General features: G+C 71.9%; 16 protein-coding genes. 9 read left to right on the top strand and 7 right to left on the bottom strand.

What is annotated here, in order from left to right; translation table 11 throughout:
* Positions 1–58: 58 nt before the first annotated feature.
* Positions 59–2,227, bottom strand: coding sequence for an ATP-binding protein (locus ACQPXB_RS28870; protein WP_432845123.1), 2,169 nt, complete (start codon positions 2,225–2,227; stop codon positions 59–61).
* Positions 2,228–2,386: 159 nt separating this feature from the next.
* On the opposite strand from ACQPXB_RS28870, the gene ACQPXB_RS28865 reads away from it, so the two are divergent.
* The 7 genes from ACQPXB_RS28865 to crcB (ACQPXB_RS28835) all read left to right on the top strand — a co-directional run bounded on the left by ACQPXB_RS28865 (position 2,387) and on the right by crcB (ACQPXB_RS28835) (position 7,580).
* Entirely contained in the window at positions 2,387–3,727 is a 1,341-nt protein-coding gene (locus tag ACQPXB_RS28865) for an alginate lyase family protein (RefSeq protein WP_432845122.1), read from the top strand.
* Positions 3,728–3,836: 109 nt separating this feature from the next.
* The gene (locus ACQPXB_RS28860) at positions 3,837–4,862 is read left to right on the top strand and encodes a 4Fe-4S binding protein (RefSeq protein ID WP_366583615.1); all 1,026 of its coding nucleotides are present in this window, start codon (positions 3,837–3,839) and stop codon (positions 4,860–4,862) included.
* A gap of 95 nt (positions 4,863–4,957) precedes the next feature.
* A complete protein-coding gene (locus tag ACQPXB_RS28855) occupies positions 4,958–5,239 on the top strand; it encodes an isoamylase early set domain-containing protein (RefSeq protein WP_366583616.1) in 282 nt (93 codons plus the stop codon).
* 60 nt (positions 5,240–5,299) lie between these two features.
* Positions 5,300–5,938 (top strand): TetR/AcrR family transcriptional regulator, encoded by a 639-nt coding sequence (locus tag ACQPXB_RS28850; protein ID WP_366583617.1) that lies wholly within the window; start codon positions 5,300–5,302, stop codon positions 5,936–5,938.
* Between the two features lie 14 nt (positions 5,939–5,952).
* Complete coding sequence (locus ACQPXB_RS28845) at positions 5,953–6,624, top strand: enoyl-CoA hydratase/isomerase family protein (protein WP_432845121.1); 672 nt, start codon at positions 5,953–5,955, stop codon at positions 6,622–6,624.
* 132 nt (positions 6,625–6,756) lie between these two features.
* Positions 6,757–7,218: a fluoride efflux transporter CrcB gene (gene crcB, locus ACQPXB_RS28840; protein WP_366583619.1), complete on the top strand. Its 462-nt coding sequence runs from the start codon at positions 6,757–6,759 to the stop codon at positions 7,216–7,218.
* Positions 7,215–7,580, top strand: coding sequence for a fluoride efflux transporter CrcB (gene crcB, locus ACQPXB_RS28835; RefSeq protein ID WP_432845120.1), 366 nt, complete (start codon positions 7,215–7,217; stop codon positions 7,578–7,580). The genes crcB (ACQPXB_RS28840) and crcB (ACQPXB_RS28835) overlap by 4 nt, the downstream gene beginning before the upstream one ends.
* 1 nt (position 7,581) lies before the next feature.
* On the opposite strand, the gene ACQPXB_RS28830 is transcribed toward crcB (ACQPXB_RS28835), so the two are convergent.
* From ACQPXB_RS28830 to ACQPXB_RS28820, 3 genes are all read right to left on the bottom strand, one after another.
* Entirely contained in the window at positions 7,582–8,166 is a 585-nt protein-coding gene (locus tag ACQPXB_RS28830) for a class F sortase (protein WP_432845119.1), read from the bottom strand.
* Between the two features lie 4 nt (positions 8,167–8,170).
* Complete coding sequence (locus ACQPXB_RS28825; RefSeq protein ID WP_432845118.1) at positions 8,171–9,052, bottom strand: hypothetical protein; 882 nt, start codon at positions 9,050–9,052, stop codon at positions 8,171–8,173.
* A gap of 256 nt (positions 9,053–9,308) precedes the next feature.
* Positions 9,309–10,544: an alpha/beta fold hydrolase gene (locus ACQPXB_RS28820; RefSeq protein WP_432845117.1), complete on the bottom strand. Its 1,236-nt coding sequence runs from the start codon at positions 10,542–10,544 to the stop codon at positions 9,309–9,311.
* A gap of 324 nt (positions 10,545–10,868) precedes the next feature.
* Here ACQPXB_RS28820 and ACQPXB_RS28815 point away from each other — a divergent pair, with 324 nt between their 5' ends.
* Complete coding sequence (locus ACQPXB_RS28815) at positions 10,869–12,029, top strand: macrolide family glycosyltransferase (protein WP_432845116.1); 1,161 nt, start codon at positions 10,869–10,871, stop codon at positions 12,027–12,029.
* A 16-nt stretch (positions 12,030–12,045) separates the two neighbouring features.
* Here ACQPXB_RS28815 and ACQPXB_RS28810 read toward each other — a convergent pair whose 3' ends face one another.
* Positions 12,046–12,348 (bottom strand): hypothetical protein, encoded by a 303-nt coding sequence (locus ACQPXB_RS28810; protein ID WP_366583625.1) that lies wholly within the window; start codon positions 12,346–12,348, stop codon positions 12,046–12,048.
* Positions 12,349–12,576: 228 nt separating this feature from the next.
* Here ACQPXB_RS28810 and ACQPXB_RS28805 point away from each other — a divergent pair, with 228 nt between their 5' ends.
* Positions 12,577–14,409 (top strand): coagulation factor 5/8 type domain-containing protein, encoded by a 1,833-nt coding sequence (locus ACQPXB_RS28805; RefSeq protein ID WP_432845115.1) that lies wholly within the window; start codon positions 12,577–12,579, stop codon positions 14,407–14,409.
* Between the two features lie 51 nt (positions 14,410–14,460).
* Here ACQPXB_RS28805 and ACQPXB_RS28800 read toward each other — a convergent pair whose 3' ends face one another.
* Complete coding sequence (locus tag ACQPXB_RS28800) at positions 14,461–15,078, bottom strand: RraA family protein (protein ID WP_432845114.1); 618 nt, start codon at positions 15,076–15,078, stop codon at positions 14,461–14,463.
* Between the two features lie 101 nt (positions 15,079–15,179).
* Positions 15,180–15,833: a GPR1/FUN34/YaaH family transporter gene (locus ACQPXB_RS28795; protein ID WP_366583628.1), complete on the bottom strand. Its 654-nt coding sequence runs from the start codon at positions 15,831–15,833 to the stop codon at positions 15,180–15,182.
* Positions 15,834–16,159: the final 326 nt, after the last annotated feature.

The raw sequence follows: 16,159 nt of genomic DNA, 5'->3' as shown, positions 1-16,159 counted from the left end.
CACCCGATAGTGGGCACGCGTCCACCCGACACGCGACGCGCACAGCGGACCGGCGTCGTCAGCTCCAGTCGGTTTCGGCTGTCGTGCGGGTGAACCACGCGGCCAGCGCCGAGCGGGGGCGCACGCCCAGTTTGGCGCGGATGCGTTCCAGGTGGGTGGCGACCGTGCGGGGCGCGATGCCGAGGCGGCGCGCGATCTGCTGGTTGGTCAGGCCGTCGGTCACCAGGGCGGCGACGGTGTGCTCCTGCGGGGTCAGCCCGCGGTGGCCCGTGGCGTGGAAGTGCGCGCTCGCGTCGAGGGCGTGGGCGACGGCGGCGGCGAGGGAGACGCGGGCACCCGCGCGGGTGGCCGCCCGGGCCCGGCGCGGGTCCAGGCCGGCGGTGGCGGTGTCCAGGGCGTCGCGGACCCGCCGGCGCCACGCGGGTTCCGCCACGGCGCCCAGGCCCCGGCGGACGGCGTCGGCGCACGCGAAGAGGCTCAAGGCGCGCTCGTGTTCGCCGCGGGCGGTCAGGACGACCGCGACGCCTTCGGTGAAGTAGGGCACTTTGAGGCCGTCTGCGGGGTTCGTGACGAGCAGGGCCTCCACGAACCACGCCTCGGCCGCGGGGTGGTCGCCAGCGGCGAGCGCGACGGCGCCGGCGGTGTGCAGCACGCTCGCGAGGCGGCCGGGTGTCGCGTGGGTGCGGGCGAGGGGCAGGGCTTCGGCCAGCACTTCGCGGGCCTCGTCGAGGTCGCCCGATCCCAGCGCGCCCCACGCGAGGTCGTTGAGCAGCAACGAAATCACGGCCGGATCGGCGAGGCCACGCGCGATCACCAAGGCCTCGTGGCAGCGCGCGGCGGCGTCCGCTCCCGACGCGCGCAGCCCGGCGGCGAGCAGGTCGAGGACCGAGGCGACCCGAGCAGGGCGGTCCAGTGTGGACTCCAGCGCCAATGCCGCTTCGCCGAGGCGCAGCTGCTCGGCGTAGCGGCCGGCGCGGTGCGCGGCCTTGCACAGCGCGGCCAGCAGCGACGCGGTGAGGTCCGGCCGATCGGCGACGTGCGGCAGAGCTTCGCGCAGCAACCGTTCGCTCTCGGCGAGGTTGCGGCCCAGCGCGAGCCACGACCGCGCGAGCCCGCATGCCAACACCGCGAGCCGGGCGTCGCCGCGGCTGGTGAGCCGCCGGATCACCGCGAGCACGGGCTCGGCGCGCGCGACGAGCCGCCGGCAGAGACCGTCGGGCAGGAGGAACGCCGGCAGGTGCGGCTCGACCTGAGCCACGAGGTGGGCCGTCAGCAGTTCGAACGCGGCGTCGGTGCCGCCCTCGGCGTCGAGTGCCTCGCGGCCGAACGCGCGCGCGGCCGCCCACAGCCGCAGCCCGGTCGTGCCGTCGGCGGCGGGTTCGGGCACCAGCAGCGACACCGCGACCAGCCGCTGCAGCACCTCGGGCCCGGCGCCCAGAACCGACGCCAGCTCCGGGTCGAACGGACCGGGCAGCACCGAAAGCCGGTGCCACGCCTCGCGTTCGGCGGGCGAAAGCCGCCGGCGGTCGCTCTCGAGCTCCGCGCGCACCTTGCCGGGGGCCAGGTCGAGGGCGGTCGCCAGCCCTTCGGCTGCCCCGGCCACGCCCAGCAGCCGCACGCGCGGCGCGGCCAGCTCCAGCGCCGCCGGTACCCCTTCGAGCACGCGGCACAGCTCTGTGACGTCGGCCGGCGCAACGGTGAGGAACGGGTCCAGCAGGTGGATCCGCTCCGCGAGCAGCTGGGCCGCGTCGGCGGGGGAGAGGCCGCGCAGCGGCAGCACCTGCTCACCCTCGATCCCGAGCGCGACGCGGCTCGTGGCCACCACCCGCAGGCCCGGGCGCTCCCGCAGCAGCCGCGTGACCAGTGCCGCGCAGGCGTCGAGGGCGTCCTCGCAGCCGTCCAGCACGAGCAGGTTCCCGAGCTCGGCCGGAAGCTCCACAGCGGACGGATCGGCGCGCACCGCGCCCGTCAGCTCCGCCGCGAGCCGCGTCTTGCCGACGCCGGCCGGGCCGGTGATCGTCACGAGCCGGTGGTTCGCGAGCAGCCGCCGCAGCGTCGCCGTCTCAGCGCGCCGTCCGGTGCACCCCGCCCCCGGCCGCCGCGCCCGCACCCGCCGCCGGTACGCGCGCTGGCGGCAAGCGCCGGAGCAGAACCGCGGCCGTCGTCCGCCCTGGCGCCCGGCCGCCGCCGGCAACGGTGCACCGCAGGCGAGGCAGAGCGTCGGCATGGCGGAAGCTTAGATGTAACGCACCCAGTGGCCAATTGATGAGCCTGATGCTGTGGTTTCGTAACGCCAGGCGGTGCTGCCGACTGGGCTCCGCGTGTTCGACTCCCTAAGTTGAATTCACATATCTGCTTGAGATTCACATACTTGAACGGAGTTGCAGTGCTGCCTCCTTCACGGTCCCGTTTCCGGCTGGGCCGGATCTCCCTCGTCTTCGCCACCGTCGCCGGCCTGCTTGCCACCACCGCGGGCGCGGCCGGAGCCGTCCCGGTGCAGCAGTCACCGAAGTCGGTGTGCGACCTGCCGATCGTCTCGCTCGCTTGTCAGCCCGACACCGTCGTGCTCGACGGGGCGCGGCTGACGAAGAACCGCGTCGGGCTGCTGCTCGGCGACAGAACCCTGCGCACGTCGCTGGCCGACCTCCTCAAGCAGGCCGACGCGGCGCTCACCAAGGGCCCGTGGACGGTCGTCGACAAGGAGCGCGTGCCGCCGAGCGGTGACAAGCACGACTACCTGAGCCTCGCGCCCTACTGGTGGCCCAGCCGGCCCGCGACGGCCGACAACCCGCAGGGCTGCCCGTACGTCCAGCGCGACGGCGTGCTCAACCCCGAGACCACCGCCGTCCCGGACAAGGCCGAGCGGCTCACCGCGTTCAGCTCCATCTACCAGCTCTCGCTGGCCTGGTTCTACACGCGCAAGCCCGAGTACGCGCAACGCGCGGCCCTCGACCTGCGCACCTGGTTCCTCGACGCGGCCACGAAGATGAACCCGAACCTCGACTTCGCGCAGGGCATCCCGTGCAAGAACGACGGCCGCGGCATCGGCATCATCGAGTTCGCCTACACCTTCACCCAGGTCCTCGACGCCGCCCGGATCCTCGACGCGGGCGCGCCCGGCTGGTCGAAGACCGACGCCACGGCGATGAAGGGCTGGTCGGCCGACTTCCTGACCTGGCTGCGCACGAGCAAGAACGGCACGGACGAAGCCGCCGAGACCAACAACCACGGCTCGTTCTACGACATGCTGTCCGCCGGCATCGCGCTCTACACCGGCGACAAAGCACTCACCAAGCAGATCGTGACAGGCGCCGAGAAGACCCGCCTCGACCACCAGATCGCGGCCGACGGCAGCCAGTCCGAGGAGTCGACGCGCACGCGCAGCTTCCATTACCACACGTTCAACCTCGTCGCGCTGACCCGCCTCGCGCAGATCGGCCGCCACGTCGGCGTGGACCTGTGGAGCTACCGGACGCCGGAGGGCGGCAGCCTGTTCAAGGCCGTCGACCACCTGCTGCCCGCCGCGACCGGCGGGGCGTCGCAGTGGCCGCTGCCCGACCTGAACTTCCTGCAGTACGCGGCGCTCGACAGCGTCCACGCCGCCGCCGACGCGGGTGACGCCCAGGCGAAGGCCGCGCTCCCGCACATCCCCGCCCCGCCGGGAGGGGACCTCTACCCGGTCCGCCCGGCCGCCGAGCAGCTCGACGACATCTCGGTCACCGGCTGAGCCCGGCGCCGCGGCGGGGGCGCGTCCCCGCCGCGGCAGGCTCGGTCTTGTTATCGGACTCAGCACGCGGGAACGTTGGTTGGAAATTCCTACCGATGGAGGACTCCTCGTGCCCGAGCTGCCGCGCAAACTTGCCGCCCACCCGTCGGTGCGCGCCGTGCTGGAGCGCGGCACCCCGCCGAAGCCGGGGCCGATCGACGCCGCGTGGCTGCGGGAGCTGGCGCTGGCCGCGGGAGCCGACGACGTCGCGGCCGTGTCGCTGGAGCACGCCGACCTGGCGGGGGAGCGGCCCCACGCGCTCGCCGCGCTGCCCGGCACGCGCAGCCTGATCTCCCTGGTCGTGCGAATGAACCGCGACAACGTGCGCACGCCCGCGCGCAGCGTCGCGAACCAGGAGTTCCACCGCAGCGGCGAGATCATCAACGAGGCGGCCCGCACGATCACCCGCGAGCTGCAGGACGCCGGCTACCGCGCGCTCAACCCGTCGGCGACCTTCCCGATGGAGATGGACCGTTTTCCGGGCCGGATCTGGGTGGTGGCGCACAAGACGGTCGCGGTCGCGGCCGGCCTCGGCGTGATGGGCCTGCACCGCAACGTGATCCACCCGAAGTTCGGCAACTTCGTCCTGCTGGCCACACTCCTCGTCGATGCCGACGTGACCGGCTACGGCGAGGCGCTGGACTACAACCCCTGCGTGGAGTGCAAGCTCTGCGTGGCCGCGTGCCCCGTCGGGGCCATCGCCAAGACGGGCGAGTTCGACTGGGCGGCCTGCTCCACGCACAACTACCGCGAGTTCATGGGCGGGTTCACCGACTGGGTGGAGACCGTCGCCGACAGCGCCGACGGCGCGGAGTTCCGCGAGCGCGTCACCGATTCCGAGAACGCGTCGATGTGGCAAAGCCTTTCCTTCAAAGCGAACTACAAGGCGGCCTACTGCATGGCCGTGTGCCCGGCGGGTGAGGACGTGCTCGGGCCGTACCTGGAGGACCGCCGCGAGTTCATGCGCACGGTGCTGCGACCGTTGCAGGACAAGGAAGAAACGATCTACGTGACCCCGGGCTCGGCCGCGAAGTCCCATGTGGAACGCCGGTTCCCGAACAAGACCGTGAAGGTGGTCCCCGGCCGCACGCCGTGAGTTCACCCGGACGGGCAGGCGGTTCTCACGCCTGCGAGCGGGAACGCGTGGAACGCTTTTCGGCGGAACCAGCCGGAAAGTGAAGGGGAGCACTCGTGATCAAGACCAGCCGAGCCGGCCGCGGGGCGAGGAAGGTGACGTTCGTCCTCCCGCTCGACACCCCGCCGGGGCCGGTCAGCGTGGTCGGCGACTTCAACGACTGGCAGCCCGGGCGCCACGAGCTGCGTAAGCGGTCCAACGGCACGCGCTCGGCCGCCGTCGAGGTGCGGCGCGGCGTGAAGCTGCGTTTCCGCTACCTCGCCACGGGCGGGCAGTGGCTCGACGACCCCGACGTGGCGACCCGCGACGGACACGACTGCGTGTTCGTCGCCGAGTAAAGGAACGTGTGCTCCACAACACCGTTGTTGTGGAGCGCGTGTTCCTTTACGCTCGGCTTCGTGCCCAGGCCGCGGATCCACGACCCCGAACGGCTGCTCGACGTCGCCGAGCGCCTCGTGGCCGACCGCGGCCCCGAGGAGGTCACCGCGCGCGGGCTCGCGCTCGCCGCGGGCGTGCCGAACAGCGCGATCTACCACAGCTTCGGCTCGCTGCCCGCGCTCGTCGGGCGCGCCTGGCTGCGGGCCGCGACCCACTTCGTCGACGTACAGGAAGGCCTGGTCGACGCCGCGCTGGCCGAGGCCGGCCCGGTCGCTGCGGTGGTTGCCGCGGCCGACGCGCCTGCCGTCGTGGCGGCGCGGCGCCCGGATGCCGCGCGGCTGATGATCACCGTCTCACCCGACCGCGTGCTGGGCCCGCAGCTGCCCGACGAGATCGCCGAGGCGCTGCACGCGCTGGACAAACGCCTGGTGCGCCTGCTCGTGCGCTTGGCGCGCGAGCTGTGGCAGCGCGGCGACGGCCTGGCCGTCGAGGTGATCACCACGTGTGTCGTCGACCTGCCGAGCGCGATCTACCGCCGTGAGCTGGCCGAAGGCCGCGTCGGTGAGGACAGCCGCCGCCGGCTCGCCGCCGCCGTGCGCGCGGTGCTCGCTCTGCCGCCGCCGAAGCGGCGTTCGTCCCGGACCGCAACCACCGTCTGAAAAGGATTCTCGCGATGCCCGCACTGACCCAGCACGAAGCCGTCTCCGTCCTCGACTTCGGTGCCGACGAGAACCGGTTCTCACCGGCGTGGCTGGAAGAGGTGAACACCCATCTCGACACCGTCACGGCCGGTTCGGCGCCCGCCGCGCTCGTGACCACGGGCAGCGGCAAGCTCTACTCCAACGGCCTCGACCTCGAGTGGCTGACCACCCACGGCGACGAGGCCGGCAAGTACGTCACCGACGTCCACGAGCTGCTCGCCCGTGTGCTCGCGCTGCCGGTGCCGACCGTCGCGGCGGTGAACGGGCACGCGTTCGGGGCCGGCGCGATGCTGGCGATGGCCCACGACTTCCGCGTGATGCGCGCCGACCGCGGGTTCTTCTGCTTCCCCGAGGCCGACATCAACATCCCGTTCACGCCCGGCATGGCCGCCCTGATCCAGGCCAAGCTGACCCCGGCCACGGCGGTCGCGTCGATGACTACCGGGCGCCGCTTCGGCGGCCCGCAGGCCCGGGAGCTGGGCCTGGTCGACGCGACGGCCGACGAGGCCGCGCTGGTCAGCACGGCGACCGAGGTCGTCGCGCCGCTGGCGGGCAAGGACCGCGGCACGCTCGGGGCGATCAAGTCCACGATGTTCGCGACCGCGTTGACGGCCCTGCGCACACCGGCGGATCTGGTCCGGTAAGCTACTCGCGCGGCGGTGGGGCTCGCCGCTCCGGGACTCCCCGAGGTAACCCGGACAACCGCAGCATTCGCTGCCAACAGTCCCTACTCGAACCGAGGGCGCTAGCATGCCCGCGTGGAGTAGGAGACATCTGTGCCCGAATCGTCTTCGCGGCGGATGCCGCTGTGGCGCCGCACGGCCGTGCGGGAGCACGCGCCGGTCCTCGTCGTGATCGCCCTCGGCGGCGGCCTGGGCGCGCTCGCGCGCTACGGCGTCGCTGAGCTGCTCCCCACCGCGCCCGGGCACTTCCCGCTGGCGACGTTCCTGATCAACATCACCGGCTGCTTCCTCATCGGTGTGCTCATGGTCGCGATCACCGAGGCGTGGACCGCGAACCGGCTGGTGCGCCCGTTCCTCGGGATCGGGATCCTGGGCGGCTACACCACGTTCTCGACCTACGTCGTCGAGATCCACGGGCTGCTGCGGCCGGGCACGGTCGGGCTCGCGTTCGGCTACCTCGCGGGCACGCTCGTGGCGGCGCTGCTCGCGGTGGTGGGCGGGATGGCGCTCGCGCGAAGGATGTTCGTCCGTCCGGAAAGGACGGTCGAGTCGTGACGGTGCTGCTCGTGTTCGTCGGTGCGGTGGTCGGGGCGCCGCTGCGGTACCTCACCGATCGCTTCGTGCAGGCGCGCCACCAGAGCGGGTTTCCGTGGGGCACGTTCGCGGTCAACCTGGTGGGGTCCTTGGTGCTGGGCTCGGTGGCCGGTGCCGGGTCGGCGTTGCCCGCCGCCGTGTCGATCCTGGTCGGCACAGGCTTTTGCGGAGCGCTGACCACGTACAGCACATTCGGCTACGAGACCGTACGCCTGCTGGAGCGGCGGGCGTACGGTCTCGCGGTGGCCAACGTGGTGCTGAGCGTGGCCGCGGGGCTGGGCGCGGCGACGCTCGGGTACGCGGTGGTCGGCTCGCTCGTCTGAGCTACGAGGCGAGGTTCGCGTAGACGACGATGTTGTCCTCGTAGCTGTGCTCGGCGTGGTCGAACACGCCACCGCAGGTGATCAGCCGGAGTTCGGGTTTGGTGCTGTTGCCGTAGACGGCGTCCTGGGGGAACTGGTCCTTGGGGACCTGCGTGAGGTGGTCGACAGTGAACTTCAGCTTCTTGCCGTCGCTGCGGTCGATGTCCACCTCGTCGCCCGGGACGAGATCCTTGAGCTTGTAGAAGATGCCCGGCTTCTTGTCGCCGTCCACGTGGCCGAGGACGATGGCCGGGCCGACCTCACCGGGCACGGGGGAGAGGCGGTACCACGCCGCCTGCATCGGAGTTTTCACCGAGGGCACGGAGATCTTGCCTTCGAGGTTGACCGCGACGGAGACCAGGCTGGACTGCGCGCCGATCTTCGGGATGCTGACCGACGTCGGGCGCAGGCCCTTGAACGGTTTCGTGACCGGCACGCTGCTCGGGACCGGTTTGGCCGCGGCGGCCGGCGCGGAACCGCAGCCGGCCAGCACGGCGGTGACGGCCAGTGCGGCGGCCGCCGTCGCGATGAGCTTGGATCGGTTCATCGGCTCAGAACCAGAACCGCGCGGTGCCGCCGAAACCGGTCTCGACGCCACCCTGGGGTGCGTAGCGGACCTGGACCGTCGGGTGGGTGCCAGCGGGACCGGGTGCGGCCTTCGTGATGTCCGAAGTGGACACCGAGGTGGCCGGGCTGCCGGCGGTGCTGCTGGGGGTCTCACCGCTGCTGGGGGTTTCACTGCCGGACGGCGGTTCGCTGGTGTCCGAAGTGGGTGGGGTGACCTGTTCGAAGGTCACGTCGCCGTGGCCCTCCTGCCCGTCGCAGGTCCAGCTGAACGGCGCGGTGGTGGCAGTGTACCCGTCGACCACGCGCACGTCGTAGTTCCAGTAGCGGCCGTCGGCACCGTCCTGGTCCGGGCCGGCGGTCACGGTCAGGCCGACGGTGGCGACGTTCCCGGGCGCGCCGGACGCGCAGGCGATGACCAGCACGCCCTCACCGCCGAGGCCGACGAAGCCGTGGCCGGCGTTGTCGGTGTACGGGTCGGTGGGGGCGCTGCTTTCGGTGGTCTCGTCGGCGTTCCGGCCGTCTTGCCCGTCTTCGGAGTCCTTCGCGTCCTCGGCTGCGCGGGGCTTCGCGGCGGCCGGGGCGCGGTGGCCTTCGGTGGTCTGCACCTCGGGGTCCGCCGGCGCCGGGGTGTCGCCGGTGGTGCTCGGCGGCGTGGCGGACGTCGGGGTGCTCGAGTCGCTCGTCGGGGTCTCGGAGGTGCTGGAGTCCGATGTGGTCGGTGCCGTCGAGTCCGTCGGCTCGGACGTCGCCGAGGTCTCGACCGGCGCGGTGGGGTCGTCCTGCGCGAAGGCGGCCGGCGCGGACGCGAGCGTGAGGGCGGCGCCGGCGAGCACGGCACCTGCGAGACGGCCCAGCGGTTTCTTCACGGCGACTCCCTGCTGCGACTGTGCCCGACGTTGGGCAATGGCGGGATTCTGCCGCAGAAAAGCGACGGAGGGAAATGATTCCCGAGTGGTAAAAACCACGCTCGAATTCTGTAACGTTCCGCGTTTCCGGGCCGATGGAATTGCTCTGGTGTGGCTTCAGAAAACGACCTGATAACGAAACCGGTGGGCGTGATAACGGAATCGATCGTAACACGCCCACCATTCCCGTGGGCTATCCGGCACTTCTTTTCGATCTTCAGGCCCGGCCGCGGACGAGGTCGATGAGCCGGCCGAGCACGTGCTCGCCCGCCGCGCGCAGGCCGTTGTGCTCGTACTCGTTCGTGACCCACGGGCGCATCGTCGGGATCAGCCCGGCGGTCTCTTCTGAGAACCGGCGGTCCACGTACGCGTCCTCGGCGTAGATCGCGGCGGCGCACGGCACTTCGCAGCTTCGCAGGACGTCGGCGTCGTAGAGGCGCGGCCACTCGCGCTCGGCGAGCAGCTCGGCGGCTTCGCGCAACGGGGCGAGGCCGGGCAGGTCGGTGAACACCGACGGGAAGACGTGCTCGCCGGTGAAGAGCGTGACGTCGTCGTCGTACTCGGCCGGGCGGGTGCGCTCGGCCGACCAGCGGGTGGCGTGGCCGTCGGCGTAGCAGGCTTCGTGGATCACCGCGTAGAGCGGGTTGCGCGCCGAGAACGGCAGCGTCGCAGCGACGTCGTGGGCGAAGGCCGGCGAGTCGGGGTCGCGCTCCAGCAGGTAGTGCAGCGTCTCGGCGCCCTCGCTCGCGCCGAGGACGTGGCCGAGCTGGCGGAACAGCCGGGACGTGAGCGGCGTGCCGTCGGGCAGGGTGATCTCCCCGGCGTCGAGGCGCGCGTGCAGCTTGCGGACCCGCTCGCGGTCGCCCGGGTAGCGCCGGTAGTAGCGGCGGTTGCGCTCCAGCAGCGTCGCGTACGTCGCCTGGTACACCTCGTCGGGGTGGCGGCCGACGGGTGGCAGGCCGCCGGTGAAGAACGCCTCCCGCAGGCCTTCCGGCGCTTGCGAGAGGTAGGCGAGCGAGGTGAACCCGCCGAACGACTGGCCCAGCACGCTCCACCGCTGCACGCCCAGCTGCCGCCGGATCAGCTCCGCATCCCGCACGATCGAGTCGGCCCGGAAGTGCGCCAGGTAGCCGGCCTGCTCGGCGGGCGTGCGCCCCGGCAATGTGCCGACGGGAGTCGAGTTGCCGGTGCCCCGCTGGTCCAGCAACAGCACCCGGTAGTCCCGCACCGCCCGCCCCAGCCACCCCGAGGGGCGCCCCGCCGGCCGCGGCGCTTCGTGCCCGGGCCCACCCTGCAGGAACACGAGGAACGGCCGCTCTTCCCCGCCGTCCGGCTCCGCGACCTCCCGCGCGAACACGGTGATCCGTTCGCCCTCGGGTTTGCTGTGATCCAACGGGACGTCGAACTCGTGCTCGGTGAGCACCAGACCGGGAACGCGCACGGAGGTAGGCATGGGGCGATCAAATCACGCCGGCGCCGGCGGGGTGGGGTGGTTTTGCGGCGGGTTCCTGCCGGCCGGCCCGTCGCGCCCCGCCTCGCCGGGCGCGGGTGGTGCGATCGGACCGGTCGCTCGGCCTTGGCGGCACGAACGGTCCGCTCGCGGCTGTGGTCGCACGAACGGTCCGGTCGTGGCGGCGGCGATGCGCGAGCGGTTCGTTCGGCCCACCTGCCGGAAGGGGTGTCGATCCGGGTGCTGCGCGGTGGTCGAACGGACACAGTCCAGCCGAAACGACCGCCGTTACGGTGATCTTCTCCGGTCTGCGAGGGGAAACCACCTGTGGGCAAGCACCTGTTCTTCGTCGCCGCGCCTGCGGCAGGGCATGTCAATCCGGTCTTGCCGCTGGTGGCGGAGCTGGTGGGGCGTGGGCATCGGGTGACGTTCGCGAGTGGGCCGGCGTACGTGGGGGCCATCGAGGGGGCCGGGGCGGAGGCGGTGCGGTTGCCGTGGGCGCTCGATCCGACCGCTTTGTCGCGGGAGGCGTTCAGCACCACGAGCTTCGTGGGCCTGCTGGACGGGTTGCTGGAGGCGGCGGCGCCCGGGATCGACGCTCTCGTGGAGAAAGTCCGGGATGCCGACGTGGTGTGCTTCGACGCGACCGTGGCGCCCGTCGCCGCGGCGGTTTCGCAGCGGCTGGGGGTGCCGGCGGTGGCGCTGGTGGCGAGCATGGCCGTGAACGAGCACCTGCCGCTGGCGGAGCTGCTGCCGCCCGACTTCCGGCCGGACAACGAGGCGCTGGTGCGGTTCGCGACGCGGCTGCACGAGTTCTCGCAGCAGCAGGGCCTGCCCGTGCCGCTGGTGCCGATGGCGGCGCCGCCGGTGCCGTTGACGCTGGTGTTCGTGCCGGCCGCGTTCCAGATCGCGGCGGAGACCTTCGACGAGACCTACCGGTTCGTCGGCCCGACGGTGCGGGCGGGGGAGTGGGCGCCGCCGGGCGGGAAGCCGGTGCTGCTGGTGTCGCTGGGGACGGCGTTCACCGACCGGCCGGACGTGTTCCGCGCGTGCGCCCAGGCGTTCGCGGGCACGGAGTGGCACGTCGTGATGTCGCTCGGCCGCACGGATCCCGCGCTGCTGGGCGAGCTGCCGCCGAACGTCGAGGCGCTGCCGTCGGTGCCGCAGCAGGCGGTGCTGGGCGACGCGACCGCGTTCGTCTCCCACGCCGGCATGAACTCGATCATGGAGGCGCTCTCGCACGCCGTGCCGCTGGTGACGCTGCCCCAAGTGCCCGAACAGGCACTCAACGCCCGCCGCGTCCGCGAACTCGGCCTCGGCGAGGTGCTCGACTCCGAGGCCCTCACCTCGGAGCTCGTGCGCGAGACGGTGCTGCGCGTCGCCGGCGACGCGCGGGTGCACGACCGGCTGGCCTGGCTGGCCAAGGAGATCACCGCCGCCGGCGGCGCGAAAGCGGCGGCCGACGCCGTGCTGGACCTGCTGGGCTGACCATCCACAAGGGACGTTACTGCTTGCCCATCGACCGGCGGATCTCGGCGAGCTTGTCCTTCGCGGCCTTGTCCCGGTCGGCGATCTTCTTGTCGAGCGACTCGATCGTCTCCGGCCCGCCGATTCCCGCGAGCTCCTGAGCCCCCACCGACGTGTTGTAGCGGTTCTCGATGCGGTCGCGGACGAAGTCGAACGACGGCACGCCGCCCTCGCTGTAGTCGGGCTCGGGCAGGTCCGCCGCCGGCGCGCCAGCGCTCGCCGGGGCTTCGACGATCTCGGCGTCCAACGGTTCCTGGTCGCCCGGCTGGTTCGTGGTCATGTGGCACTCCTGTCGTCGCGGTCCCCACCCCCGACCCTAGCCGTCTCCGCAACCTGCCGCCTTTGCCGGTACCGCCACGGTCGCGGCGTTCAGGACTTTCGGCTGTCCCGGTCACCGACAGGCGCCTTGACACCGGTGAGCCCGGCTCGGAAATGTCGGTGCCGCACGGATTCCTCGGCCCGCACACGCCGCCACGTGTCGTGTCGTGTCGAAAGGACGGTCCCCCCGTTGCCAGCACAGTCAGCACAGTCAGCACAGCCGGCACAGCCCGACAACCCCGACCAGACCCTCGCGAGAAGAAGCTTCCTGGCGCTGGGCTCCGGCGCCGCCCTCGCGGCGACGTCCGGGCTCACCCTCGCGAGCCCCGCCGTGGCCGCCCCGGCAAGGAAAACCCCGCAAGCCCCACCGCCGGCCACCCACGCCGCCGGGCAGCCCGACTTCGGCCCCAACGTCCACGTCTTCGACTCGAGCACCCCGAACATCCAGGCCACCCTCGACGCGATCTACGCCCAGCAGCGCGGCAGCCAGTTCGGCGAGGGCCGCTACGCGCTGCTGTTCAAACCCGGCGCCTACTCCGTCGACGTCAAGCTCGGCTACTACACCCAGGTCGCCGGCCTCGGCCTGCAGCCCAGCGGCGCCAGCATCACCGGCTCGCTCGGCGTGGAGGGCGATGCGCACGGCAACGGCACGCTCGTGAACTTCTGGCGCGGCGCCGAGAACCTCAACGCCGTCCCGAAGAGCGGCGTCGACACCTGGGCCGTCTCGCAGGCCACCTACTACCGCCGCATCTACCTGCTCGGCGACCTCAAGCTGTCCGACGGCGGCTACTCCAGCGGCGGGTTCATCGCCGACTGCCAGCTCACCGGCCAGGTCAACTCCGGCACTCAGCAACAGTGGCTCACGCGCAACTCGGTGGTCGGGTCGTGGGTGGGCTCGAACTGGAACTTCGTGTTCGTCGGCTCACCCGGCTCGCCCGCGACCTCGTTCCCCACCCCGCCGTACACCTCCGTCGAGCGCACGCCGGTGATCTGCGAGAAGCCGTTCCTGTACGTGGACGGCGCCGGCGCCTACCAGGTGTTCGTGCCCGCCGTCCGCACGAACGCCGAGGCCACCAGCTGGGAGGCGCGCAAGCCCGAGGGCACCTCGCTGCCCCTCGACGCCTTCCACATCGCCAAGCCCGCGGAGTCCGCCGCCGACCTCAACGCCGCCCTCGCGCAGGGCAAGCACCTGCTGCTCACCCCGGGGATCTACCACGTCGACCAGCCGCTCACGGTCACACGCGCCGACACCGTCGTGCTCGGCCTCGGCTACGCCACCCTGATCCCGGACAACGGCGTCACCGCGCTCGACGTCGCCGACGTGGACGGCGTGCGCGTCGCCGGCCTGCTCGTGGACGCGGGACCGGTCGCGTCCGATCCGCTCATCCGCTTCGGGCCCGACGGGTCACGCCGCGGCCACGCGCGCAACCCGAGCTCGATGCACGACGTGTTCGTGCGCGTCGGAGGTGCCGGCGTGGGCAAGGCCAAGCGGTGCGTGGTCGTCAACAGCGCCGACGTGCTCATCGACAACATGTGGCTGTGGCGGGCCGACCACGGCGCGGGCGTCGGCTGGGACGCCAACACCTCCGACGTCGGCCTGGTCGTGAACGGCTCGGGCGTGATCGCCTACGGGCTGTTCGTCGAGCACCACCAGAAGGCCCAGGTCGAGTGGAACGGTGAGGGCGGCCGCACCTACTTCTTCCAGAACGAGATGCCGTACGACCCGCCGAACCAGGCCGCGTGGATGGACGGGACCCACCGTGGTTTCCCCGCCTACGCGGTGGGCGACCACGTCCGCACGCACGAAGCGTGGGGCCTGGGCAGCTACTGCATCTTCGCCGAGGACCGCACGATCGTGTCCGACCGCGCCATCGCCGCCCCGAAGCGGCCGGGGGTGAAGTTCCACAGCATGATCACGTTCTCGCTCGGCGGCGGTCAGGGCACGATCGCCCACGTCGTCAACGACACGGGCGGCCCGTCGGACGCCGTCACCGGGCTGGCGATGCTGAAGTCCTACCCATAACGAGAAACCCGCGCCGCGACCGTCCACTCACGACGGTCGCGGCGCGGGCCGTCAGCCTGCGAACCCGCGTTCTTCCAGGATGGCGTCGATCCGGATCTGGTGGTCGGCGTCCCATTCGTCGAGCGTCTGCGCCTCTTCCTCGGCCAGGCGCGCCTGCGCGGCCAGGAGGATCCGCTCCGCGTCGGCGGCGGGCGTGACCACGACGCCCTCCTCGTCGGCGGTCACGATGTCACCCGCGTACACGGTGACCCCGCCGCAGCTCACCGGCTCACCCAGCGGCGCGACGGCCGCCTTCCTGCCGGGGATCGGGATCAGGCCGCGGGCGAACACGGGGAACCCGAGCTCGCGCACCTCGGCGAGGTCGCGGATCACGCCGTCGAGCACGAACGCCGCGATCCCGTTGCGCTGGGCCACGGCGCAGACGTTGCCGCCCGCCAGCGCGTAGTCCAGGTCGCCGGACTCCACCACGACGATCGAGCCCGCCGGAGCGCGGTGGATGGCCGCGTGCAGCATCAGGTTGTCGCCCGCCGGGCACTGGACGGTGTAGGCCGGGCCCGCGACGCGCGGCACGGGGCCCCACAGCGGGCGCACGCCGATGTCCATCACCTGGTCGCGGCTCAGCAGGTCGGCGAGGGTCGTGGTCGGGATGTCGCGGAATCCGTCGGGCATGGTCCTCCTGTCACGTCGTCGTGTCCCGTGGACGAGACCGCGATCGTCGCAGGAAAGTGCCCCGGAGTCGCGGACTCCGGGGCACGTGTGACGCAGTTCGCTCAGTGCACGATCGGCGGGCCGAGCGGGAGCGCGGACCCGCCCGTGGCCGTCGAGGCCGAGCTGAAGAACAGGTACACACCGACGGCGGCGAACACCAGCACGACGTACCCGCCGACCTGGAGAATGCCGGCCGAGCCCTGCAGCGTGCCGACCAGCACGAGCACGAGCGCGACCTCGATGAGGAGGAACAGCAGCGTGTAGGCCACCGGCAACCGCAGGGTCGCGAGCGTCAGCATGCCGACGATGACGAGCCAGGAGATGAGGAACAACCCCTGGGTGGCGACGGCTGCTGCCGCGTCGATCCCGAACCAGTTGTGGGTCAGGCCGAGCACGAGCAGCGCGTAGCTCAGCCAGAAGCCGGAGAAGATGGCGAACACACCCGCCACCGCGCTCTGGCCCACAGCGGCGGCCCAGACGGCTGCGATGAGCAGGCCGAGACCGGTCGCGGCGATGATGACGGCGAGTGACGCGCCGACGGCCGTCGCGGGCACGTAGCCGATGAGGACGAGCCCCAGCGCGACGGATCCGACGACGAAACTGGGCAGACCGACCATCATCGGGTCGGCGGCCGGGGGCGCTTCGGGAGCGGCCTCCGCAGTGTGCTGGGCAGGTACTCGGGGGACGCTTTCGGCACTGGTATCGAGGGTGGTCATGAGCGGGCTCCCTGGTCGGGCATCCGGAATGTGCCTGGTCGTGTGCCTGGTCGTCGCGGTGGCACATCGCTCGGTATACGCCTGTCCCCAGCGGGCGGGAGTCTCATTTAGAGACGCCGCCGACCAGGTGGAAACCGGGGCACACCGCCCACATCCGGCCCGTACGCTGCAGTGATCGCCCTCACAGGCCCCGGCGAACCGCACCCCGCGGCGCTTCACGCGGAGCAACGACTGGGCCAAGAAACGGCCTAGCTCCGGCTACGCCGAGTGGATCCGCCGAAATGTCACGCAGGGTGATCGCCGGAGTGCTCCGCCCGGGGAGCCGG

Origin of the sequence: Amycolatopsis sp. CA-161197, from assembly GCF_050942255.1 — a bacterium.
Lineage (GTDB): Bacteria > Actinomycetota > Actinomycetes > Mycobacteriales > Pseudonocardiaceae > Amycolatopsis.
This window is presented reverse-complemented; position numbering and strand designations above follow the sequence as displayed.